Raw genomic sequence first — 23370 nt, 5'->3', positions numbered from 1 at the left:
TCCCCGCTGGGTTTTCATATGCTCGCTGCAATCTCAAAGCATGTGGAGGAGCAGATGCAGTTCGAGAGCAGCGGCACGACCGCCCATCGGCATATTCCGTTCTATCGTCATCTCTATTTCCAGGTTCTGGTCGCCATCGCGTGTGGTGCCGTTCTTGGCCATTTCTATCCCAGCGTCGGCGAGGCGATGAAGCCGATCGGGGACGCCTTTATCAAACTGGTGAAAATGATCATCGCTCCGGTGATCTTCCTGACCATCGTGACCGGTCTCTCCGGCATGGGGTCGCTCAAGCATGTGGGGTCGGTTGCCGCCAAGGCGCTTGGCTATTTCCTCTTCTTCTCGACGCTGGCGCTGATCGTTGGCCTGATCGTGGCCAATGTGGTGCATCCGGGGGCGGGGATGAATATCGACCCTGCCACCCTCGATACCAGCAAGGTCAGCAGCTATGCCGAAAAGGCACATGAGACCTCGCTGCAGGGCTTCCTTATGGGCATTATCCCCACAACGCTGGTTTCGGCCTTTGTGGATGGCAATATCCTGCAGGTTCTTCTGGTTGCGATCCTGTTCGGGGTAAGCTGCATTCTGGTCGGCGAACCCGCCCAGCCGGTTGTGAAATTCTGCGAGAAACTGTCGCTTGTCGTGTTCCGTCTGGTGGCAATCCTGATGAAAGCGGCCCCCTTGGGCGCGTTCGGGGCCTTCGCCTTTACCATCGGCAAATATGGCATCGGCTCCATCGCCAATCTCGCGATGCTGGTCGGCACGTTCTACCTGACCGCCGCGATCTTCATCTTCGGCGTGCTGGGAGTGGTGGGCTGGCTCTGCGGCTTCTCGATCTTCAAGCTGGTCGCCTATCTCAAGGCCGAGCTGCTGCTGGTGCTGGGCACGTCCTCATCGGAATCGGCCCTGCCGGCCCTGATGGAAAAGATGGAGCGCGCAGGCTGTGCCCGTCCTGTTGTGGGTCTGGTGATCCCGACCGGCTATTCCTTCAATCTGGATGGCACCAATATCTACATGACCTTGGCCGCGCTGTTCATTGCCCAGTCGATGAATATCGATATTTCCTTGGGCGACCAGATCCTGCTCTTGCTCGTGGCGATGCTGTCCTCGAAGGGTGCGGCAGGTGTGACGGGGGCGGGCTTCATCACACTGGCGGCAACGCTTTCGGTTGTGCCGACTGTGCCTGTGGCAGGGATGGCGCTGATTCTGGGGGTCGACCGTTTCATGTCCGAATGCCGTTCGCTGACCAACTTTATCGGCAATGCCGTGGCAACCATCGTGGTCAGCCGCTGGGAAGGCAAGCTGGATAAAGAGCAGCTACACCGCGCGCTTAATGGAGAGTTGCCGCCGTTGCCGCAAAGCACGATCCATTCCAGCGAGGCCGCCGAGCCCAGTCAGGCCTGAGCCTTTCCCCCCCGAGCCTTTCCCCAAGTCCGGTCCTCCCATAAACCGGCAAAGCACGAAAACCGGAGCGTCCCTGACGCTCCGGTTTTTTCGTGGTCCGGCATTTGCTGGCATGTGCAGAAGACGCGCACGACCGGCCTCCGTCTGGCCCTATTGGTCTGGCTCCATAGGACTTGGCAGGGCGGGCAACCAGAGGCGCCGCGCTCCCGCCAGAAGGGGTGCAGGGTCTGGCCCGGGCAACGATGCCGCCTCGGGCCGCGCCTTGGCCCGCTCAGGCTTTGGTCTTCGACAGCAGCCAGTCCCGCGCGGCGGAGATATAGAAGAACTTGCGGGCCGAGGCCATGTGATCGACACCCTCGAAGGTCAGGAAGGTGATATTGCCGCCCTCATCCAGATAGCCGTTCACCTGATCGTCCAGCGCCTTCTGATCGGTGACAGGGAAGATCAGATCGGGATCGAGCGTGGTATCGGGGCGGGTGATCTTGGCCCCCGCATCACGCCAGACCGGCAGGCAGGCTTCGGTCCAGGGGGTGGATTTCTGGTCTTCCGTGCCGGTGATGATCAGCAGGTTCTGATCGGCCAGCCCCACGACATCCTGCGGCCGTTGCTGACCGGCAATGATCAGACCCGCCGCGAAGGTTTCGGGATGGTGCGCCATCAGCCAGAGCGAGGTCATCGCCCCCATTGACCAGCCCGTGCAATAGACGCGGGCGGGGTCGATTTTCAGCACCTTGTCGCGCCGGTCGGACAGGTTGGGATTGCCGTAATTCCAGGTGTTGGACAAAAGTGACTGCACCAGCCGATAGGTGTTTTCCACATCGGCGGTATGCTCCCAGTAATCGTTCATCGTGGTCCGTTCGTAGCGGGGGGTGATGACGACGCATTCCTCCTTGGCCTGCTGTTCCGGCATCCCCCAGATGCTGGCGATGCAGGTTTCGGTTAGCGTCTCCTTGCAGGTGCCATCATAGCTTGTGCCGGAATGGGTGATCGCAAGGATCAGGGGATAGGATTTTTCTTCCCCGCCCTCGGCAAGGAAGGATTTGGGCAGGTAGATACTATATTCCAGCCACGCCGAGCGGCTGTCATCCCACCACCAATGGTTCTGCTCCCATGCATCCACGCCACGAATGGCCACGGAGGTTCCGTGACCGGAGACATTGCTCCACTGTTTGTCCGCCGCCGGATAGCTGGCCCCTGCGAGAGTGCGGATCTCTGCCGTCTGGGTCAGGCGGACCTTTTCGCTATCGGTGGTGGGCTGGCTGAGATCGTCCGCATGGGCGAATTCGGCAATCACATAGCGGCCCTTGACCGAGCTCTGGTCCAGCCGCCGCATCGCGGTGTCGTTGGTATAGATCGCGACAATTTCGCGGGCGACAGGCGTTTTCTCGGTGTCGTTATTGCTGGGGCCTGCGGGCATGCCGGGGTAATAGCCATCGGCTGTGGGCACCACAGCGGCGCTATAGCTGCTGGTCGACAGGCTTTCGGGATCGATCTCGGTGTCATATTCGACGGCGATGGCATAGACTTTCTCGCCGCCCCCCGTCACCTCGCATATCGCGGTGATGCCCTGTAGGCCGGGGGTCATCGGGGCGGTGTTTTGCGACATGGCAGAAGCCGCCGCCTGAAATCCGTTGGCATCCTGTGCCAGAAGCGGTGTCCCGCTGGTCATGCAAACACCCGTTGCCACGCCGGAAAGAAGAAAAGACCGTCTGGAAAGAAAAACCATGAGGATACCTGTGCTGTGATTGCGCGTGCCGGTTGGCCGCCATTACTGGAACCAATATGGTTCCTATATTGGAAAGGTCCAGCGCGACCTGTGTTTCTGTCCAATTCTTGAAGAGGGGTCTTGAATGGTGGGGCGCTCTGGCCTGGGTGCTGCGGCCCCGTGCGGCTTAGGGTAAACCCTAACCGCCTGCGGGTTACCCCCAAATTGCCGGAGCGGTTGACGGGCGGTAGGCTCTGGGGACCCAGCAGCATATCCGCGAGGACACACATATGGCACGGCAGGCAGCGGTATCAGTCAGGAAACGGCTCGCATATGGGGCCGGTGCAGTGGCGCTTGTGATCGGGGGAGGGGTGCTTTGGGCGCTCCAGCCCCCCGCGCTGGATCCGGAACTTTCGCCGGGCTTTGCGGGCGAGGCGCCTACGGCGCTGGTCGCGCAGGGGCGCTACATTGCCGAGTTGGGCGATTGTGTGGCCTGTCACACGGCCAGAGGCGGGGCCGAAATGGCGGGCGGGCTGGCTTTGGAAAGCCCGATGGGGACGATCTATTCGACCAATATCACCCCCGATCCGGAGGCCGGTATCGGGGCATGGAGTTTTGCCGAATTCGATCGTGCGATGCGCAAGGGGGTGGCAAAGGACGGGCATAATCTCTATCCGGCCATGCCTTATCCGTCCTATGCGAAAATGAGCGCGGCGGATATGGGGGCGCTGTGGGCCTATCTCCGGCAGGGGCTGGAACCGGTGAAGGACACTCCGCCGCGCACCGCGCTCGGTTTTCCGTTCAACCAGCGCTGGGGCTTGGGGTTATGGAATACGGCTTTCCTGCAAAAGACCCCCTTTGCCGCTGATCCGGCGCAGAGTGCACAATGGAACCGCGGGGCCTATCTCGTGCAGGGGCTGGGGCATTGCGGAGCCTGCCACACGCCGCGTGGCATAGGTTTTCAGGAAGTCACTATGGATGGCACGGGGCCCAAGGGGGACAGGTTTCTGGCCGGTGCCGAGGTGGAACACTGGAACGCGGTCTCGCTGCGCAACCTGTGGAGCGTGCCCGATATGGTCGAGCTACTGAAAACGGGGCAGAACCGTTTCGGCACGGTGTCGGGCAGCATGGTCGATGTGATCTCGCATTCGACCCAGCATATCAGCGACGCCGATCTGACAGCGATGGCCGTCTATATGGACAGCCTTCCCTCTGGCGCTGCTGTGCGGCAGGCCGATGAGGTGCCCACTGGCGCGCCCGTGCCGCTGACGACCTATACCACGGCGGGGGGGGTGGGCTATATGCAGTTCTGCTCGGATTGCCACAGACCGAACGGGGCCGGCGTGCCCGGCGTGTTCCCGCCCTTCGCCGGCAATCACACCATTGCCGCGCGCGATCCTGCCACGCTTTTGCACATCACCCTGACCGGCGGGGCCAGCGCACAGACCCAGACCCATCCGCGCGCCTTCCATATGCCGTCCTTCGCACGGCTGGGGGATGACGAGATTGCCGAGATCCTCAGCTTCCTGCGCGAGAACTGGGGGGCGGGCGCTCCGCCGGTCACAACGGCGCAGGTGGCGCAAGCCCGCAAGGCGCTGGACCCGTCGGTGGATGCGTCAAGCTTTGTCACGCCGCGCCTGCGGGGGCTGCTGGATGCGCCCAATGCCGAAGAACTGGTCTATGGGATGCGGCTCAATGCCGAAACCCGCGATCTGCTTCCCGACCATGTGGGTGACAAGCTGAACTGCACATCGTGCCACCTCAATGCGGGGACCGTGGCCGATGGCTCGCCCTATGTCGGTGTCACCGCCTTCTTTCCCACCTATATGACGCGGCCCGGCAAGGTGATCGATATGCAGGAGCGTATCAATGGCTGTTTCCAGCGGTCGATGAATGGCAAGCCTCTGGCCAGAGACAGTGCCGAAATGGCGGCCTTCCTTGCCTATTACGACTGGATGCGCGGCAAAACCCGCCCTGAGGACAAGGTCGAGGGGCGCGGGATCGGCAAGATCGACACCTCGCTGACCCCTGATCCCGAACGCGGCGCGCAGATCTATACCGCGCAATGTGCCGCCTGCCACGGCGCGCAGGGCGAGGGCGTGAAGGATGCCGAGGGGCGGGTGGTCTATCCGCCGCTCTGGGGGGCGGAATCCTTCAATATCGGGGCGGGCATGGCACGGACCTTCAAAGCGGCAGCTTTCGTCAAACATAATATGCCGATTGCGATGCATGACGGTTTCCCGCTGGGGCAAGGGGGGCTGAGCGATCAGGACGCGGTCGATGTGGCGGAGTATTTCACCCACATGCCGCGGCCCGATTTTGCCGGTAAGGTCAATGACTGGCTCAAAGATCCCAAGCCCTTCGATGCGCGGTACTGACGCTATGTCCGGGTCCAAAGCCGTCCGCTAGGGCGGCTTTGGAGCGGCAGGCCTCCGGTCACGACCGCTGTAACACCCCCGTTACGGCAAGAGGTTTGCCGACCGGATATTGACACAGAGCAAAGTGCGATCTGCCCGATTGCGGCATTCTGTGGGCATGCTTACTGTGCATTCCGCCCTGCGCGGCCTTCTGGCGGCGCTTTTTCTTGTCGTGGCTTTGCCTGCGGCGGCGCAGGATATTCGTGTGGGGGTGCTGGCCTTTCAGGGGGCTGCGCGGGCGCGGCAGGATTTCGCGCCGACCGTGGCGAGACTGGCAAAGGCTCTGCCGCAGGCGGATGTCGTGCTTGTGCCGCTTGATCTGGGGGGGCTGACCAAGGCGGTTGCAGCGGGCCAGCTTGATTTCGTCATCACCAATCCCGGCCATTATCTCACGCTGGAAGCGCGGTTCGGGGTCACCCGTATCGCGACCTTGCAAAGCTTCGACCGCGCTTATCCTACCGATACGGTCGGGTCTGCGGTGATTGTGCGAAACCGTCCCGGACATGCCACCCGTCTGTCCGATCTTGCCTCGGCGCGGCTTGCCGTGGTCAGTACGGAGGCGTTTGGCGGCTGGCAGGTTGCCGCGCAGGAACTGCGCCGCGCAGGCGTCCCCTCTGACCGTCTTGCCGCATTGGTCGAGACAGGCTTTCCGATGGACCATGTGATCACGGCCCTGCGCGAGGGGCGCGCAGATGCTGCGGTGCTGCGGGCCTGTATGCTCGAGGATGAAATCGCGCGGGGGCATATCGGTCGGGCGGAGTTTGCGGTTGTGGGCGCGCGCCAGAGTGCCGGTTTTCCCTGTCAGCTTTCCTCGCGCCTTTATCCCGACTGGCCCTTTGCACGGCTGGCGGGCAGCGATGAACGTCTTGCCAAGACCGTGGCCACCGCCTTGCTGGCCATGCCCGAAACCGCCGGGCAGGCATGGACGGCACCGGAGGATTATACGCCTGTCCATACCCTGTTGCGGGCGCTGCATATCGGCCCCTATGCCTCGCTCGATCCGCCGGGGGTGCGGCAGTATCTTCTGGCCCATTGGCAATGGGTGCTTGCGGCAAGTCTGGCGCTGGCGCTGTGGGCGATACACGGGGCACGGGTCGAGATTCTGGTGCGTCGCCGCACGGCGGAACTCCGGCGTGAAAGCGCCGAGCGGGAGAAGGCCGAGCGGAGCGCGCAAAAGCACCTTGAGGAACGCAACCAGTATGCGCGGCTGGGGATCGTGGGCGAAATGGCCTCGTCTATCGCGCATGAGTTGAACCAGCCTCTGGCCGCGATTGCCAATTATGCCGAAGGGCTGACCCGCGTCCTCGACCGTGGTCAGCCCGATCCGGCCTTCTTGCGCCACGGCACGCGCGGGATTGCCGGTCAGGCCGAACGCGCGGGGGCCATTCTGCGACGGGTCCGTGGCTTCCTGCATCGTCGTGATGCGCAACGCGGCCCGCTCGACCTGAATGTGGTCCTGCGTGAGGTGGTCGAGTTTTTCACCGCAGCCACGGCACGACACGATATTCCGCTCCGTCTGGAACTGGCCGCGGATCTGCCTGCCGTTCTGGCGGATCGGGTCGAGGTCGAACAGGTGCTGCTCAACCTGTTACAGAACGCGCTGGAGGCCACAGAGGCCGCGCCGCAGGCGACGGGGCCGCGCGATATTGTTCTGGCCACCAGTGTCAGGGGAGGCAAGGTCGTGGTCACGCTCCGCGATCACGGCACGGGGCTGACAGAGGCCGCCGCCGCACAGCTTTTCGACCCGTTTTTCACCACCAAGGCGACAGGGCTCGGGCTTGGTTTGCCGATCTGTCGCACGATTATCGAAAGTCATGGCGGGCGGCTTTGGGCCGAGACCGCAGCGGGAGGGGGCGTGAGGATGTGCTTTGTCCTGCCCGCCAGTCTGGCATCACAGGAGGGTCGGCCATGTGCCAGTGCGACAGGGAGCCGCTGATCTGGAGTATCGATGATGACGAGGGGTTCCGGCAATCGCTGCGCTTTCTCTTTGCGTCGGTGGGCCATGAGGTGCGGCTTTGGGACAGTGGGCAGGCCTTTCTGGAGGCGCTGCCGGACCTGTTACCGCTGCCGCCTGCGGTGCTGGTGATGGATATACGCATGCCGGGAATGAGCGGGCTGGAACTGCTGCGTCATCTCCGCGCCAGATCCTTCGTGCTGCCGATCCTGATCGTGACGGGGCATGGCGATGTGCAGATGGCGGTCGAGGCGTTGAAGGCGGGCGCGGATGACTTTATCGAAAAGCCTTTCAAGGAACAGCATCTGCTGGATGTGACCGAGCGCGCGTTACGGCTGGCACCCGCGCGACTGGATGTTCTGGCCGGACAACAGCGGCTGGAGGCGCGGCTGGCCCGCCTGAGCGGGCGGGAACGCGAGGTGCTGGAGGGCATATTGGAGGGCAAGCCCAACAAGGTCATGGCCAGCGACATGGACCTGTCGATCAAGACGATAGAGGTTCATCGCGCGGCCGTCATGAGCAAGATGGCCGCAAGTTCTGTGGCGGGGCTGGCCCATGCAATGGCAAGCCGCCACCGCCCGCATCCCTACGGATGTTTCTCCGCCGCAGAGTAGCCCCCTTCCGGCGGGATCCGGCATCTTGCGCGGGTCATGATGCCCATCCGGCACCGCGCGGCACGATGGAGGCCATCGGTCGCAATCAGGGGCGCGTGCCTGCAATGCACGGTTTTGTCTGGCCGGAGAGGCTTTAATGCATCCCGATAAAGCTACGCAATTCCGGTGTCTTGGGGTTTGCGAACACCTCCTCGGGGGCACCGATCTCGTGGATGCGGCCCTCATGCATGAAGACGAGCCGCGAACAGACATCACGGGCGAAGGCCATCTCGTGGGTGACCATGACAAGGGTCATCCCTTCGGCGGCCAGATCGCGCACCACCTGTAGCACCTCGGCCACCAGTTCGGGATCCAGCGCCGAGGTGACCTCGTCACATAGCAGGGCCATCGGCTCCATTGCCAGCGCCCGTGCAATCGCCACACGCTGTTGCTGTCCGCCGGAAAGCTGGTCGGGATAGGCGTCGAATTTCGCCCCGAGCCCGACGCGCTCCAGCATCCTGCGGGCCATAGCCTCGGCCTCGCTGCGGGACCGTTTTTTCACGACCTGCTGGGCCAGCATCACGTTTTCGCCTGCGGTCTTGTGGGGAAAGAGGTTGAACTGCTGGAAGATCATGCCAACCTTCTGGCGTAGCGCTCTCAGGTGCAGGTCGTCCTGCAGAAGCTGCTCGCCTGCGACGGAAATCGCGCCCTCATTGATGGTTTCAAGCCCGTTGATGCAGCGCAAGAGCGTGGATTTCCCCGACCCCGATTTGCCGATCAGGGCAATGACCTCGCCTTTCTCGATATGCAGGTCGATCCCCTTGAGCACTTCGTTGGTGCCGTAGCTTTTGCGCAGGGCGTCAATGTCGATGAGAGACATTCATCTTCCTTTCAAGGATGCGGGCGCTGAACGAGAGCGGGAAACACAGCGCGAAGTAGATCAGCGCCACCAGACCATAGACGGTAAAGGGCATATAGGTTGCATTGGTCAGTACGGTGCCGGCCTTGGTGACCTCGACAAAGCCGATGATCGAGGTCAGCGCCGTGCCCTTGATCACCTGTACCGAAAAGCCGACGGTCGGCGGGATGGAGATGCGCAATGCCTGCGGCAGGATGATATGGCGCATCTGTTCGACATAGGTCATGCCCAGAGACGCGGAGGCTTCCCACTGTCCTTTCGGGATGGCCTCGACGCAACCGCGCCAGATTTCCACCAGAAAGGCGGCGGTCCATAAGATCAGGGCTGTGGCCGCCGCAACCCAGGGCGAGACCTCGATGCCGACGAGACCCAGACCGAAAAAGGCCAGAAAGAGCTGCATCAGCAGCGGTGTGCCCTGAAACAGTTCCGTATACAGGTGGATCATCCGGCGCAGCATGGCGAATTTGCCGATGCGGCCGAACAGCAGGATAACCCCCAACAGGCCGCCACCGATAAAGGAGACAAGCGACAGCAGGATCGTCCAGCGGGTGGCAAGAAGAAGCTGCCAGAAAATATCCGTGAGGGTGAACTGGATCATCGGGCGGCCCTCCGGCGGGTGGCGAAGATGCGATGGCCGATCTGCATTAGGATCAGGCGTAAGGTTATGGCCAGCGCCAGATAGATGGCGGTGGACACGAAATAGGCCTCGAAGGCACGGAAGCTGCGTGATTGGGCGAAATTCGCGGCATAGGTCAGGTCTTCGACAGCAATCTGGCTGACCACGGAAGAGCCCAGCATCACGATCACCACCTGACTTGCCAGTGCGGGCCAGATCTTCTGCAATGCGGGCACCAGAACGATATGGCGGAAGGTCTGGACAGGGCTCATGGCCAGCGAGGCCCCTGCCTCGAACTGCCCCTTGGCCACGCCCTTGATCCCGGCACGGATGATTTCGGCGCTATAGGCACCCAGATTGATCACCATCGCCAGCATTGCGGCCACAACCTCGTTCATCTGTATGCCGATCGCAGGCAGGCCGAAGAAGATGAAAAACAGCTGGATCAGGAAGGGTGTGTTGCGGATCAGTTCGACATAGATGGCAACACAGGCCCCAAGGCCGCGCGGCCCCGAGCTGCGGGCCCATGCGCAAAAGATGCCGAGCGCGATGCCGACCGTGCCGCCCACGGCAATCAGCTGGACGGTCATCCAGACGCCCGACACGAAGACCGGCCAATAGGTGGCCAGCCAGTCGAAGTTGAAGTGATAGGTCATGAGGAGGTCCGTCAGCGGAAGGGGGCCTCCGCGCAAGAGGCGCGCGGAGGGGCGGTCTGTGCGTTACAGATCGGCAGGCAGATCCATGCCCAGCCATTTCTCGCTGATCGCGTTCAGCGAGCCGTCGGTCTTGGCGGCGGCGATGATATCATCGACCTTGGCCAGAAGCGCAGGCTCGTTCTTGTTCAGACCGATATAGCAGGGCGAATTCTTGATGAGGAATTTCATCTCGGGCTTTTTCGGTGGATTGCGCTCCAGAATAGCGGCAGCCACGACATTGCCGGTGGCAATCGCGTCGACCTGTCCCGACAGGAAGGCCGAGATTGTGCCGTTATTGTCCTCGTAGCGCTTGATCGTGGCCTCCGGGGGCGCGATCTTCGACAGCTCGAGATCCTCGATGGCACCACGGGTGACGCCGACGACCTTGCCCGAAAGATCATCGGCAGAGGCAATCGCCAGATCGGCAGGGGCAAAGACACCGTTATAGAACGGGGCATAGGCGGTCGAGAAATCGATCACGGCCTCGCGCTCGGCGTTTTTGCCCATGGAGGAGATCACCAGATCGACCTTGCCGGTCTGGAGATAGGGGATACGGTTGGCCGAGGTGACCGGCACCAACTCCAGTTTGACGCCCAGCTTCTGGGCGATCAGCGCGGCCATATCGATATCATAGCCCGCCGGTTTCATATCCAGCCCGACCGACCCGAAGGGCGGGAAATCCTGCGGCACGGCCACGCGCAGCGTTCCGGCTTTTTCAATATCGGCAAGCCCGTCGGCGCTGGCAAGTTGCGGGGCGGTGGCCAGTGTCAGGCAGGCGGTAACGGCCAGTAGGAGGCGTCTAGTAATCATAACTTTGGGTTCCCTATTGGAGGATGCCGATTGGTTGATTGTTCCCATCGTCTCCGGCATCGAGACGTAGGGTAGAGCGGAGCGCCGCCAGCGGCGTGGGCGCGATGTCGATGGCCAGCCCCTTCTCGACATCTTCGAGATGCTCGAAGGACAGACGGGCGGCGTCTTTCATCCGGCCCGCACAAAGGGCGTCATGGATGGCGACATGGTCATCATGGCTGGCCAGTGCATTTTGCGAGGACTGGTAACGCAGCGAGATCAGGATGGTACGGGCCGTCAGGTCACGCATGATTTCGGTCAGCGCCTCGTTGCCGGATTGCGCGATGATGCGGACATGGAAATCGCCCATCAGATAGGTCAGTTGTGCCTTGTCGCCTGCGGCGATGGCTTGGCGTTCCTCTGCGATATGGGCGCGGATGGGAGCCAGTTGTTCGGGGGTGAAGCTGGGGGCCGTGTCGAGATAGCCATATTCCAGACAGCGCCGCGCCGCAAAGACCTGCGCGGCCTCCTCCGCGTCGGGAATATTGACAAACCACCCCTTGCGCGGGCGGGAGGCGATGATGTGGCGCGCTTCCAGACGTTGCAGAGCTTCACGGATTTTGGTGCGCGAAACGGCAAAAGCTTCGGCCAGCTCGTTTTCGGAGAGGCGGCTTCCGGGGGGCAGGCGCCCCTCGATGATAGCGGTCAGGATTGTGGTTTCTATTCCCGTCGGCACGCTGGTCGATCACCTTGTTGTCCAATCTTGTATACCACAGAGGACGACCGGAACCGGGAGGCAACCGAAAGAGGCCCGTAGCCTGTGGTTTTGCAAGGCGGGGCGGGAGACGCCTAAATTATCATCATTATTGCGCCCCATCTGCCGCCCCTAGGAGCGAAAAGGAAAGGCGCTGAGACGCGGGGGAGGGCCGCCGGGCTGATTGGAAAAGCGGCAGGTGCGGAGGGCGAATGCGATGGGGCGTTCTTCGTTCCGAAACAGGGATGGGCGGGAAGCGCGAAGAATCCGGCCTTATGCGGCCATGCCAGAGGCAGTCTTGGCCGCGCATTCTGGGGCATTAAAAAACGACAGAAGGCGCCCCGTCGCGGGAAGGGGGCGAGATGCGGCGCACAGGAGCGCCGCATCTTGAGGAATGCGAAGATGCTCCGCCCGTAGGGGCCTGTGCATCCTTGAGGTACGAAGGGGGTTACTCTGCCAGCACTGTGTCGACATTCTCGCGGGTGACGGGCAGCCAGGGGACATAGTAATGCTGGCTGGTGCCGTCTTCCCATGCAAGGCTGCCGCCATTGACATCCCATACCTTCGCTGCGGGGGTGTAGGAGGCGCCCGACAGCTTGCGCAGCGCAAGATCCACCGCGCCCTGCGCCTGACCATGCGCGTCTTGCAGGATCGACATTGCCTGATCGCCGTTCTTCACCGCCTGAAGCGCATCATGAATCCCGTCGACCCCGGCGACCGGCAGGCTTTGGGGATCAAGGCCATAGCTGCGGATGGCTTCGATCGCCCCGACCGCCATCTCGTCATTTTCGGCCAGCACCCCTTGGATATCACTGCCATGCGATGTCAGCAGGTTTTCCATAAGGGTGATCGCCTCGGCGCGCGACCAATTCGCGGAATTCTGCCCGATGACCGTCACACCGGGGTTTGCGGCCAGAACATTCTGGATCCCCTGAAGGCGCTGGACCTGTGCCGATTGTCCGATCATGCCTTCCAGTATGACCACTTTCGCCTCGGGGCCTGCCCGCGCGATGATCGCCTTCGCGAGCAGCTCTCCCGCCTCGACATCGTTCGAATTGATGTAGGCATCATAAAGGGACGTATTCGACACGACGGTGTTCGAGCCGAAAACAGGAATACCTGCCGCCTTGGCGCGCTCGATCGGATCATTGCCCGCATCGATATCCACCGGAATGAAGATGATGGCATCGTATTTTTCGGTGATCACGGTATCGAAGAGGTTCGATTGTGTCAGCATGTCCTGCCGCCCGTCGAGGATCGTCAGTTCGGCCTGACCTGCCTTGAGGGCGGGATGCGCCTTGGCCGCATCCGCCCAGAGCACGTTATATTCCGTGTTCAGGCTCTGGACGATGGCGGCAATCCGCAGCGGTTTGGTCTGGGCCATGACCCGCCCCCCCATCGCGCCCATCGCCAGTAGCCCGACGCCTGATGCCAGAAGCTGGCGTTTGTTCATTTTCATGGGATTTTCCTCCTCCCTTGCGGCCGTGGCCGCGCTCCTTGGTAAGATGCAAGATCGGGGCCGCGCTCAGCTATGGCGGGACCGTGACCGGTCGATCATGACGGAGAGAACAATGATCGAGCCCTTGATGATTTGCTGGTAGTAGGACGACACCCCCAGCAGATCGAGGCCGTTGCTGATCACCCCGATCATCAGGACACCGATCAATGTATAGCCAATCCGGCCAACCCCTCCGGTCAGGCTGGTGCCGCCGATGACGACGGCTGCGATGGCATCCAGCTCGTATCCCAGACCGGCTTGGGGCAGGGCCGCCGTCGTGCGCGCGGTCAGCATGACCCCCGCAAGACCGGCAAGCGCGCCCATGATCACATAGACGGAAAATACGATACGCGCCGGATTGATGCCGCTGGTTCGCGCGCTTTTGGGGTTGCCCCCGACCGCATAGATCCGGCGTCCGTAGACCGTATATCGCAGTACGAAAGCCGCGATGGCAAAGACGATCGCGAAAAGGACGACCGGCACCGGAATGCCGGCAACCACGCCTTGCCCCAGCCAGCGGAACTCTCCGCTGAGATTGGCGACGGGGCGTCCGCCACTATAAAGCAGTGTCGCACCACGCGCGACGCTCAGCATCCCGAGTGTCACCACAAAAGCCGGAACCGCGAAACGGGCGATGAGCACGCCATTGAGTGCACCGCAGGCCATGCCGGTCGCGGTGCCCGCAAGAACTGCGAGGACGGGGTTCATGGGGGCGCTTCCTGTCACCAGGCTGGCGGCCACCGCGCCGCTGAGAGCCAAGATCGCCCCGATCGAGAGGTCGATCCCCGCGGTCAGGATGACGAATGTCATACCGACCGCGAGCACCCCGTTGATCGAGACCTGACGCAAGACATTGAAAAGATTGTTCGGTGAAAGGAAGTTTGGCGAAATGATCGCCAAGGTGACGAGCAGTATGATGAACGAGAGTACGATCCCGTAACGGGTCAGAATGCTGCCCAGACTGACGGTCTGCGTTGGACTTTGTGACATCCTCATGATCTTCTCCTCCTAGAGATTAGGTCAGCTCACGAGGCCAGATGGACGAGGGTTTCCTGCGTGGCGTCCTGTGCCCGCACCTCTCCGGCGATCCGGCCCTTGCGAAAAACAACGATCCGGTCGGCATTGGCCAGAATCTCGGGAATTTCGGACGAGATCATCAGGACGCATTTTCCCGCCTTCACGAACGCGTCGAGAAACGCATAGATCTCGCGCTTGGCCCCTTCATCCACGCCTCGGGTGGGTTCGTCGCAGATCAGGATACGCGGGTCTGTTTCAAGACAGCGCGCAAGAACCACCTTTTGCTGGTTGCCGCCGCTCAGGAACTGTACGGGGATTTCAGGCGAGGCGGCTTTGATGGAAAAACGCGCCATATGCGCCTTGACGCTCTGCGTCTCGCGCGCCTCATCCATGACCCCGGCTTTCGCATATGCGTCAAGGTTGGCGACGGTGATGTTATGGGCAACCGACGCTGTCAGGGAAAGACCTGTCTGTTTGCGGTCTTCGGTGACAAGCGAGATCCCTGCCGCGATAGACCGCGCGGGCGCGTTTGCGGCAATGGGTATGCCACCGACACAGACCTCGCCCGTGTCACGCGGTTCGGTCCCATAAAGCGCATTGACAAATTCCGACCGTCCCGAGCCAAGCAGGCCATAGATGCCCACGATCTCGCCCGGATGGACCTGAAGGCTGATGTCTTCGAATTTTCCCGCAGAACTCATGTTTTTGGCATCCAGCAGAGCGGGAGAAGTGTAGAAATCGCGCGGGCTACGACGATGCTCCAGCAGGTCGCGCCCGACGATATGGCGTATCAGCGCCTGCCGGTCGATATCGGCTATGGCACCGCTTTCGACAAAAGCCCCATCACGGAAGACGGTGTAATCATCGGAAATCTCGAAGATTTCTGTCAGCCTGTGGGATACGTAGATAATACCGACGCCATCTGTCGTCAGCCCTCTGATCGCGTCGAACAGCATCTGGGTTTCGCGCTCGCCAATGGCCGAGGTCGGCTCGTCCATGATCAGGATCTTGCTGCGGCGGCTGATCGCTTTGGCGATTTCGACAAGTTGGGCCTGTGCGACCGACAGATCACGCAGTCGGGCGGTTGGCGGAATGTCGAACCGGAGACGTGTCATCAGCGCCTCTGCATCCTCGATCATGCGCCGATCATCTACCAAGAGACCCGCGCGGCGCGGCTCGCGACCAAGATAGAGGTTCTCGGCGACGGTCATGTCCTGAAAGGGGCTGAGTTCCTGTGTGATGATGGCAATTCCGGCCTCCAGCGCCTCGGAGGGCGCATGGAAATCCACCGGTTTCCCGTCCACATGGATCTGTCCCGTGTCGCGGCGCAACTGCCCCGTCAGGATGTTGAGAAAGGTTGATTTCCCCGCGCCATTGCCGCCGCATAGCGCGTTTACCGTGCCCGCGCGAAGCTGGATCGCCCCGTTGCGCAGCGCGGTGACATGACCAAAACTCTTCGCGACGTCTTGCGCCGAAAGTAGGGCGGCTTGTGAACCCACCATTGCAATCTCCTCCTCCATTTGCGCCATCTGCTATGCGGCGCTCTCCTCCGACAGGTCGCCTCCTCCAAGGCGTGACAGGTCTGGTCGATCTCCGTGTCCGATACAGACGCGCATCGAGAGGCGTGACGGGCCTTGATGCGGGATCAGGAGCTTGTGCGTGCTCCTCCATCTGTATATTTGTTGCATTTAGATGCTAATATTCGGTTTTATTGCAGGATCGCGTGTCGAGAAGCGGTTTTCGGGCCACTGCCTGCTGGATGCGTCGGGGGTGATTGCCCGTTGAGACATCCGCATATCTCCGGCTTGGTTTCCCGCAGTCTGTCCGGTCATGCGAAAGGCTTGTTGTGTGAGCGGCTGGCTGTCACAGGGTTATGGTCGGATGCCAGCGCACAAGGCCTGCGTGACGTTTCCGGTTTGCTGTGCCGTGGTGTAGTGCGCGCCTGCGGGCCTATAAATCAAGCGTTTTCGCTTGAAATATACCGGCCCCGCCGGTTGCCTGCCGAGGCTGCGATTTTCTGGCGGCAGATCCTCTGTCAACCGGCCCGCATGCCTGCGGTCCGTCATGGCCTTGTCGGCTGCCACGATGCGCGGCGCCGGCATATGACTGCTGGTCCGGGGCGTTTCGTGATCTTCAAGACGTCGCATAATCGCTCTCTCCCTAATAGCGATTCCAACCTCATATTTGTATTTTTAGGAAACAAATATGAGGTTGGCAAGCGGTTTGCGATTGGCCGGCCGATATTCTGCACCTGCCGCCAAGGCGGTGCTGTCAGCTTTGGTGACAGTGTTGGGCATGCTTTGGGGGGGATGCTCTGACGGTCAGTCCCTTGGGGCGCGACCTCACTGAACGGGCGAAGGCGTTCTATGAGGCCTTAGCGGTCATGCATCGGATCGGTGTAACCGCTTTCCAGCCATCCCGAGAGGTCCAGCCCGGTGAGGTCCGCCGTGCGGATGATGTCGCGCCGGAACCGTTTGTTGAGCTTGGTGATTGTCGCGGCATCCTGCATGGGCACATGACGCGCATCCACCGGCACGATGTATTTCTTTTGCGCGGGCAGGGTATCACCGTAAGAGGTGTCGATCCCGAGGAAAGCACAGACGCGCCGCAGCGTGTCTTGCTCATCTGTCCAGAGTTGGTCGGTGGTCAGAAACAGCAGTTGCTCGCGCGGAAAAACCGTCAGCAGCCGCCGGATCTGCGGGGCATAACAGGACCGCTCCACATAAGAGAAAACGCGATGCACACCGCCTTTGGCGAACCTGACGCGGCATCGTCCGATCAGCGATACGGCGCGGCTGAAGGAATAGGTTTCCTGAGCGCGGGCGCGCTCCATTTTCCATGCCGAGAGCGCGCGATAGGTAGGATGGCGCAAAATGAAAATGAGACGGGCCTCGGGATTATAGCGATGGATGCGCTTCATCGCCTCGGGCCAGTAGAGATAGATCGGCGTGGCTTCCCCGAACAGTTTGGGCTGGCGGAGATCGAAATGGGCATGCAGATCGTCATAGGGCGGGGCCTGCCAGTCGATATCCTCACGGTCGAAAAAATGGATCTCTTTCTGTTTGGAAAAGGCCAGATCGGGGTGCTTGAGCAGCTTCGCCCGCAATGCTGTCGTGCCGCCCTTCTGGGTGCCGGCTATGAAAAAATCCACTTGTCTGTCTGGCATCGCTCGGCTCTTGTCGGTGTCATCAGGCGCGGAATCTGAATATTCGCAGCCTGCGATATATAACAAGTCGTATCCGGTCGATCCGTCGTATAAAGTTGCAAACCGTGGCGGAAAGTCTCGGGCAGGGGGGCAGCCTGCGCCATAGGAGCCGCCCCAAGGCTTTGCGGATGGTCCATGTTTTGAACGGGGGCGCTATGCTCATTCGTGTGGGTGACGAGAGGACCGATACTCTCAATATTGTACTGGCCGGGTTCCTGTCCTCGATCGCGGGCGGATTGAACGCCGTGGGTTTCCTGATTTTGGGCACCTTCACCGCGAATATGACGGGCAATGTCTCGATGATGGCGGATGATCTGGCCGATGGACGAGTGGGGGTCGGGCTTTCACTTGCGGGGCTTGTGATCGCCTTTATCGCGGGTGCCTTCGCGGCGGCGGTGATGGTCAATCTGGGCGAGCGCCGCCGGATGCGCATGGTCTATGCGCTGGCCATCGGTGTGGAAGGGCTTGTGGTGCTGGTATTGGGGGCGGGCCTGCTGTGTGGTGGCGCGGGGTCGGGGGCCGCGCTTGTCGGTTTAAGCGTCGTCATGGGGGGGCAGAACGCGGTCACCACGATGATCTCGCGTTCGAAAGTGCGCACCACCCATGTTTCGGGCATGGCAACCGATATCGGCATCGAATTGGCCGCGCTGATCGGGCCAAAGCCGTTACGCGGCGATGCCCTGCCCAAGCTGCGCCTGCATAGTGTGACGCTTGCGGCCTTCGCGTCGGGCGGTATTCTCGGGGCGCTGCTGTTCGATCTTTGCGGGGCGTGGCTCTTTGTGCTGGCGGGGGTGTCCCTGGTGGGGATCTCGTTGGCCGAGATCTGCTGGGCACGGAAATATGTGCCATAGACAAAGGGGCCGGAAGACCGGCCCCTTCAGAGTTTGATCGCGGCTCTGATTAGTTCCAGAAGCCTTCGTCAACATCTTTCGCGTCTTTCAGCTGATCCTCGGTCTGCGAGGTCACAACCACATATTTACCGTCATCGATCGGGACCAGATGGGTTGCATCAACCGGAATGACCACATGTTTGTCACCGATATCGAGGAAGCCACCGACTTCTGCCACCACACCGACCATCTTGCCCTCGGGCGACAGGACGATGTCCTCGATCTCGCCGATATCGTCAAAACCGTCGCCATTCCAATCCGAAGACACGGCGTTCCAGTCCATCGTGTCCCAGGTTTTGCCACTGTCTTTCGCGATGGTGTAGATGTCGCCACCGGTGATGTCGCGCGCACGGATCAGATTGGTCGAATCCGACATATCGAGACCATTCGCCGTGGCTTGGGTGGCCATTTTGGCGGGTGCCGCGGTGTCTGCGGTGGCATTCGCATTGGTGTCTTCTGCATAAGCTGCGCCAGTAGCCAGAGCCAGTGCGACGGCGGTGGTGGTCAGAAATTTCATAATGTTTTCCTCCGTTTGTTCACTGCATGCCCAACGGTTAAGCAATAAATCTGTTCCATGGTTTTTGTAAAAAATCTTATGAATTTTCGAAAAGGCGATCATCGGGGCGGACTTTGCGAGAGCAAGCGCGGCGCCGCGGGGTGGAGGAAAGCAGAAGCCCCCCGCCTGTCTTGCGACGGGCGGGGGGCTGGGCCGGATCGCCGACGAAACGGGTTTAATGGGCGATCATCACATGGCGCACGGTGGAATAGTCTTCCAGAGCATAGGATGACATATCCTTGCCATAGCCCGACTGTTTCATCCCGCCATGCGGCATCTCGTTGGTCAGCATGAAATGGGTGTTCACCCACGTGCAGCCATATTGCAGGCGGGAGGCCACCTGCATGCCCTTGGAGATATCTTTCGTCCAGACGGAAGAGGCCAGCCCGTAATCGCTGTCATTGGCCCAGCCGACCGCCTCTTCGGGCGCATCGAAGGGCGTGACCGACACGACAGGGCCGAACACCTCGCGGCGCACGATCTCGTCGGTCTGCAAGGCACCTGCGACGACGGTGGGTTTGTAGTAAAACCCCGGACCCTCGGGAATGTCGCCGCCAGCGGTGATCTCGATATGGTTGGCCTCGCGGGCGCGGGCCACGAAGCTGGCGACACGGTCGCGCTGGCGCAGGGAAATCAGCGGGCCGATCTCGTTGCGGCTGTCATCTTCATGGCCGAAGGGGATCTCCGCGACGGTCTGGGTCAGGTCGGCCACGAAACGGTCATAGATCCCGCGCTGGACATAGATGCGGCAGGCGGCGGTGCAATCCTGACCGGCATTATAGAAGCTGAACGCCCGCAGCCCCGCGACCGTCGCCTCGATATCGGCGTCGTCGAAGACAATCACCGGAGCCTTGCCGCCCAGCTCCAGATGGGTGCGTTTGATGGTCTTGTTGGCGGCTTCCAGAATTTTGCGGCCTGTGGCGATATCGCCTGTAATCGAGATCATCGCCACTTTCGGATGGTTGATCAGCGCCGAGCCAACCGTTTCGCCACGCCCGAGAATGATATTCACCACCCCTTCGGGCAGGATGTCGGCGAAGATCCTGGCCATCGCCAAAGCCGTCAGCGGCGTTTGTTCCGAGGGTTTGAACACCACCGTATTGCCCGCGCCGATCGCAGGGGCGATTTTCCACGCCATCATCATCAGCGGATAGTTCCACGGCGCGATCGAGGCCACGATGCCGATGGGATCGCGGCGGATCATGGAGGTGTGCCCTGCAAGATACTCGCCCGCCACAGGCCCCGTCATGCAGCGCACCGCCCCTGCAAAAAAGCGGAAACAGTCGATGATGGCGGGCAGCTCGTCATTCAGTGCCAGCGGGCCGGGCTTGCCGCAATTCAGGGCCTCCAGACCGGCCAGCGTTTCGGCCTCGGCCTCGATGCGTTCGGCAATTTTCAGCAGGTAGCCCGAACGTTCTGCCGGTGTGGTGCGCGACCAGCCCGCAAAGGCGGTTTCGGCGGCGCTGACGGCCTCTTCGACCTGTTGCAGCGAGGCTTCCGGCAGGGTGGTGATCACCTCGCCCGTGCGCGGATTGAGGATCTGCTCTTCGGTTTCGGTGCCAGCCACAAGGCGGGCGCCGATCAGCATCTGCTTATCCATGAAAATCTCCCAGTTATTTCTCGGAACCGGCGGTATGTTCGCCGTCTTTTGTCAGGTAGTAGGCGGCAAGGATGGGAAGCACGGTGACCAGCACCACCACCATCGCCACCACATTGGTCACGGGGCGCTGACGCGGTCTTACAAGCTCTTCCAGCATCCAGATCGGCAAGGTTGTCTGGTTGCCCGCGGTGAAGGTGGTCACGATGACCTCGTCGAAACTCAGCGCGAAGGCCAGCATGCCGCCCGCCAGAAGGGCGGTTGCGATATTGGGCAGGATCACCAACCGGAAGGTTTGCGCCCCGTCTGCGCCCAGATCCATCGCCGCATCGATCAGCGATCCCGACAGCCGCCGGAAACGGGCGACGGCATTGTTATAGACGATCACGATACAGAAGGTCGCATGCCCCAGCACGATGGTCCATGTGCTGAACGGGATATCCAGCAACGAGAAGGCCGAACGCAGCGAGATCCCCGTGATGATCCCCGGCAGGGCGATGGGCAGGATGACCAGAAGCGAGATCGTCTCGCGCCCGAAGAACCGCGATCTGGCAACGGCTGCGGCGGTCAATGTGCCAAGGATCAGTGCCAGAACCGTCGAGATTGCGGCCACCTTGACCGAAAGCCCCATTGCCTCCCACACATCCGCACGTCCCAAGGTCACGCCGATCCATTTGGTGGTAAAGCCGGGCGGGGGCCACTGGAAGCTCTTTTCCTCCGTCGAGAAGGCGTAGAGGAAGATCAGGGCAATCGGGGCCAGCAGGAAGAAGAGGCCCCCGAATGCGGCCAGTTTCAGGCTGGTTGGCGAACGGATCTCAGAGTGCATCGAAAGCTCCCATTTTGCGCGCGCCCCACAGGTAGATTCCCATGATCACGATCGGCACCACAGTGAACGCCGCCGCGAGCGGGATATTTCCGGCGGTGCCCTGCTGGGTATAGACCGCCTGACCGATGAACAGGCGCGAGTTACCGACGATCTGCGGAACGATGTAATCGCCGAGTGTCAGCGAAAAGGTGAAGATGGATCCTGCGACCACCCCCGGCAAAGCCAGCGGAAACAGGACCAGCCGGAAGCTCTGTCTTGGGGTGGCCCCCAGATCTGCTGCCGCTTCGGTCAGGTCTTGCGAGACACGTTCCAAGGCGGCCTGTACCGGAATGATCATATAGGGTAGCCAGATATAGAGAAAGACAAGGAAGGTGCCCAGATAGCTGACCGAGAGCGAGTTGCCCCCGATGACGGGGATCGCCAGCACAGCCTCGAGAAGCCATGTCAGATGCAGTTTGGCAAAGACCCAGTTCAGGATGCCTTCCTTGGCCAGCACCAGTTTCCACGCATAGACTTTGACCAGATAGCTGGACCAGAGCGGTAGCATGACCCCGATGTAAAACAGTGCCTTCCATTTGCCCTTGGCGTAGCGGGCGGCAAAATAGGCGATGGGAAAGGCCAGAACGGCTGCCGCCAGCGTGACGGCGCCGGCCATGCAGACCGTGCGCAGGATGATGTCAAGATTATAGGGGCGCAGAAGCTCGCCATAGGTCTTCAGAGTGAACTCATGCACGATGACGCCGGAAAACTCGTCGATCGCGAAAAAGCTCTGCAGCAGTAAGGCAAGAAGCGCGCCGATATAGACGATGCCCAGCCAGAGCGTGATGGGCAGCACCATCAGAAAGACGAACATTCTCGGATGGCGGATGATCCAGTCGATCAGCCGTGCCAGAAGGCCGGAGCGCGGGCGGAAGATCGCGGCTTGCGACAGGGGCGCGCTCATCCGTCGCGCTCCATGATATGCACCCGCGCAGGGTCCCACGAGATCGCGGTGGTTTCGCCGATCTGCGGCGCATCCTCGCGGGCGGGAACCAGCGCGGTCAGGCTCTGGCCGTTCAGATCCAGCACCAGTTTGGTGACGCGCCCGTGGAAGAACCGCCCGCGCACCGTGGCCGCACGCCCTGCCGGATCAAGCACGATATCCTCGGGCCGCAACGACGCCCATTGTCCCGCCGGTCCGCCTCCTGCCAGATCGGCCGGAAGCACGTTGGAAGAGCCGACGAAATCCGCCACGAAACGGGTATTGGGGCGGCGGTAGATCTCTTCCGCGCTGCCGACCTGCTGGATTTTGCCATGAGCAAACACCGCCACCCGATCCGCCATCGAGAGCGCCTCGTCCTGATCATGGGTGACGAATACGAAGGTCAGTCCGAGCGCGCGTTGCAATTTGCGAAGCTCTTCCTGCATCTGCTCGCGCAGCTTCAGGTCCAGCGCGCCCAGCGGTTCGTCCAGCAGGACCACACGGGGTTTGTTGACCAAGGCACGGGCCAATGCCACGCGCTGGCGCTGTCCACCAGACAGCGCGCCCGCGCGGCGCTGGCCATAGCCGCCCAGCTCGACCAGCTCCAGCGCCTCTTCGGCGGCACGGTGACGCTCGGCCTTGCCGATCCCTTTGACGCGCAGCCCGAAGGCCACATTGTCGCGCACATTCATATGCGGGAAGAGCGCGTAATTCTGGAAAACGGTATTGACGTTGCGCAGATAGGGCGGCACGCCCTCGGCGCGTTCGCCGAAAATTGCGATATGGCCTGCGGTGGGTTGCTCGAAACCGGCAATCAGCCGCAGGCAGGTGGTCTTGCCAGAGCCGGACGGCCCCAGCATGGCGAAAAATTCTTCGTCGCGGATCGACAGGTCGACCTCGTCCACGGCCTTGACGGGTCCGAAATGGCGTGACACGCCCCGGAAGGTTACAGCATCTGTCATGTTTGGTCTTTCAGG

The 23370-nt window shown here is 61.4% G+C and carries 21 protein-coding genes; 5 read left to right on the top strand and 16 right to left on the bottom strand.

Going from position 1 to position 23370, the window contains the following annotated elements; all coding sequences use genetic code 11:
• The first annotated feature begins 54 nt into the window (after nucleotides 1-54).
• A complete protein-coding gene (locus WDB88_RS13965) occupies nucleotides 55-1401 on the top strand; it encodes a dicarboxylate/amino acid:cation symporter (protein WP_330647273.1) in 1347 nt (448 codons plus the stop codon).
• A 271-nt stretch (nucleotides 1402-1672) separates the two neighbouring features.
• On the opposite strand, the gene WDB88_RS13960 is transcribed toward WDB88_RS13965, so the two are convergent.
• On the bottom strand, nucleotides 1673-3127 hold the full coding sequence (locus WDB88_RS13960; RefSeq protein ID WP_339109743.1) for a prolyl oligopeptidase family serine peptidase: 1455 nt from the start codon (nucleotides 3125-3127) through the stop codon (nucleotides 1673-1675).
• A 269-nt stretch (nucleotides 3128-3396) separates the two neighbouring features.
• Here WDB88_RS13960 and WDB88_RS13955 point away from each other — a divergent pair, with 269 nt between their 5' ends.
• The 3 genes from WDB88_RS13955 (at nucleotide 3397) to WDB88_RS13945 (ending at nucleotide 8091) form a co-directional block, all read left to right on the top strand.
• Nucleotides 3397-5484, top strand: coding sequence for a c-type cytochrome (locus WDB88_RS13955; RefSeq protein ID WP_339109742.1), 2088 nt, complete (start codon nucleotides 3397-3399; stop codon nucleotides 5482-5484).
• 157 nt (nucleotides 5485-5641) lie between these two features.
• Nucleotides 5642-7459 (top strand): PhnD/SsuA/transferrin family substrate-binding protein, encoded by a 1818-nt coding sequence (locus tag WDB88_RS13950; RefSeq protein ID WP_339109741.1) that lies wholly within the window; start codon nucleotides 5642-5644, stop codon nucleotides 7457-7459.
• Entirely contained in the window at nucleotides 7432-8091 is a 660-nt protein-coding gene (locus WDB88_RS13945; protein WP_339109740.1) for a response regulator, read from the top strand. The genes WDB88_RS13950 and WDB88_RS13945 overlap by 28 nt, the downstream gene beginning before the upstream one ends.
• Before the next feature lie 133 nt (nucleotides 8092-8224).
• Here WDB88_RS13945 and WDB88_RS13940 read toward each other — a convergent pair whose 3' ends face one another.
• From WDB88_RS13940 to WDB88_RS13895, 10 genes are all read right to left on the bottom strand, one after another.
• Nucleotides 8225-8950 carry an amino acid ABC transporter ATP-binding protein gene (locus tag WDB88_RS13940; RefSeq protein WP_330646873.1) on the bottom strand — a complete coding sequence of 242 codons (726 nt, stop codon included), beginning with the start codon at nucleotides 8948-8950 and terminating at the stop codon, nucleotides 8225-8227.
• Nucleotides 8931-9587, bottom strand: a complete 657-nt coding sequence (locus WDB88_RS13935) for an amino acid ABC transporter permease (RefSeq protein WP_330646875.1) — start codon at nucleotides 9585-9587, stop codon at nucleotides 8931-8933. The genes WDB88_RS13940 and WDB88_RS13935 overlap by 20 nt, the downstream gene beginning before the upstream one ends.
• The gene (locus WDB88_RS13930; RefSeq protein ID WP_339109739.1) at nucleotides 9584-10261 is read right to left on the bottom strand and encodes an amino acid ABC transporter permease; all 678 of its coding nucleotides are present in this window, start codon (nucleotides 10259-10261) and stop codon (nucleotides 9584-9586) included. The genes WDB88_RS13935 and WDB88_RS13930 overlap by 4 nt, the downstream gene beginning before the upstream one ends.
• Nucleotides 10262-10324: 63 nt before the next feature.
• Entirely contained in the window at nucleotides 10325-11110 is a 786-nt protein-coding gene (locus WDB88_RS13925) for a transporter substrate-binding domain-containing protein (protein WP_330646877.1), read from the bottom strand.
• A 13-nt stretch (nucleotides 11111-11123) separates the two neighbouring features.
• Entirely contained in the window at nucleotides 11124-11825 is a 702-nt protein-coding gene (locus WDB88_RS13920; protein WP_330646878.1) for a GntR family transcriptional regulator, read from the bottom strand.
• 466 nt (nucleotides 11826-12291) lie between these two features.
• On the bottom strand, nucleotides 12292-13302 hold the full coding sequence (locus WDB88_RS13915; protein ID WP_339109738.1) for a substrate-binding domain-containing protein: 1011 nt from the start codon (nucleotides 13300-13302) through the stop codon (nucleotides 12292-12294).
• A gap of 66 nt (nucleotides 13303-13368) precedes the next feature.
• Complete coding sequence (locus tag WDB88_RS13910) at nucleotides 13369-14337, bottom strand: ABC transporter permease (RefSeq protein ID WP_339109737.1); 969 nt, start codon at nucleotides 14335-14337, stop codon at nucleotides 13369-13371.
• Nucleotides 14338-14366: 29 nt separating this feature from the next.
• Nucleotides 14367-15860 (bottom strand): sugar ABC transporter ATP-binding protein, encoded by a 1494-nt coding sequence (locus WDB88_RS13905; RefSeq protein WP_339109736.1) that lies wholly within the window; start codon nucleotides 15858-15860, stop codon nucleotides 14367-14369.
• Between the two features lie 369 nt (nucleotides 15861-16229).
• Nucleotides 16230-16505: a hypothetical protein gene (locus tag WDB88_RS13900; RefSeq protein WP_339109735.1), complete on the bottom strand. Its 276-nt coding sequence runs from the start codon at nucleotides 16503-16505 to the stop codon at nucleotides 16230-16232.
• A gap of 227 nt (nucleotides 16506-16732) precedes the next feature.
• Complete coding sequence (locus tag WDB88_RS13895) at nucleotides 16733-17524, bottom strand: sulfotransferase (protein WP_339109734.1); 792 nt, start codon at nucleotides 17522-17524, stop codon at nucleotides 16733-16735.
• Nucleotides 17525-17718: 194 nt separating this feature from the next.
• On the opposite strand from WDB88_RS13895, the gene WDB88_RS13890 reads away from it, so the two are divergent.
• The gene (locus WDB88_RS13890) at nucleotides 17719-18414 is read left to right on the top strand and encodes a YoaK family protein (protein WP_339109733.1); all 696 of its coding nucleotides are present in this window, start codon (nucleotides 17719-17721) and stop codon (nucleotides 18412-18414) included.
• Between the two features lie 49 nt (nucleotides 18415-18463).
• Here WDB88_RS13890 and WDB88_RS13885 read toward each other — a convergent pair whose 3' ends face one another.
• The 5 genes from WDB88_RS13885 to WDB88_RS13865 all read right to left on the bottom strand — a co-directional run bounded on the left by WDB88_RS13885 (nucleotide 18464) and on the right by WDB88_RS13865 (nucleotide 23355).
• Nucleotides 18464-18970: a PRC-barrel domain-containing protein gene (locus WDB88_RS13885; protein WP_330646884.1), complete on the bottom strand. Its 507-nt coding sequence runs from the start codon at nucleotides 18968-18970 to the stop codon at nucleotides 18464-18466.
• A gap of 214 nt (nucleotides 18971-19184) precedes the next feature.
• Nucleotides 19185-20609, bottom strand: coding sequence for a gamma-aminobutyraldehyde dehydrogenase (locus tag WDB88_RS13880; RefSeq protein WP_330646885.1), 1425 nt, complete (start codon nucleotides 20607-20609; stop codon nucleotides 19185-19187).
• 13 nt (nucleotides 20610-20622) lie between these two features.
• Nucleotides 20623-21432, bottom strand: a complete 810-nt coding sequence (locus WDB88_RS13875; protein WP_330646886.1) for an ABC transporter permease — start codon at nucleotides 21430-21432, stop codon at nucleotides 20623-20625.
• The gene (locus WDB88_RS13870; RefSeq protein ID WP_330646887.1) at nucleotides 21422-22375 is read right to left on the bottom strand and encodes an ABC transporter permease; all 954 of its coding nucleotides are present in this window, start codon (nucleotides 22373-22375) and stop codon (nucleotides 21422-21424) included. Before WDB88_RS13870 ends, WDB88_RS13875 begins: the two co-directional genes overlap by 11 nt.
• Nucleotides 22372-23355: an ABC transporter ATP-binding protein gene (locus tag WDB88_RS13865; RefSeq protein ID WP_339109732.1), complete on the bottom strand. Its 984-nt coding sequence runs from the start codon at nucleotides 23353-23355 to the stop codon at nucleotides 22372-22374. Before WDB88_RS13865 ends, WDB88_RS13870 begins: the two co-directional genes overlap by 4 nt.
• Between the last annotated feature and the right edge of the window lie 15 nt (nucleotides 23356-23370).

Origin of the sequence: Thioclava sp. GXIMD4216 (genome assembly GCF_037949285.1) — a bacterium.
Classification (GTDB): Bacteria; Pseudomonadota; Alphaproteobacteria; order Rhodobacterales; family Rhodobacteraceae; genus Thioclava; species Thioclava litoralis.
This window is presented reverse-complemented; position numbering and strand designations above follow the sequence as displayed.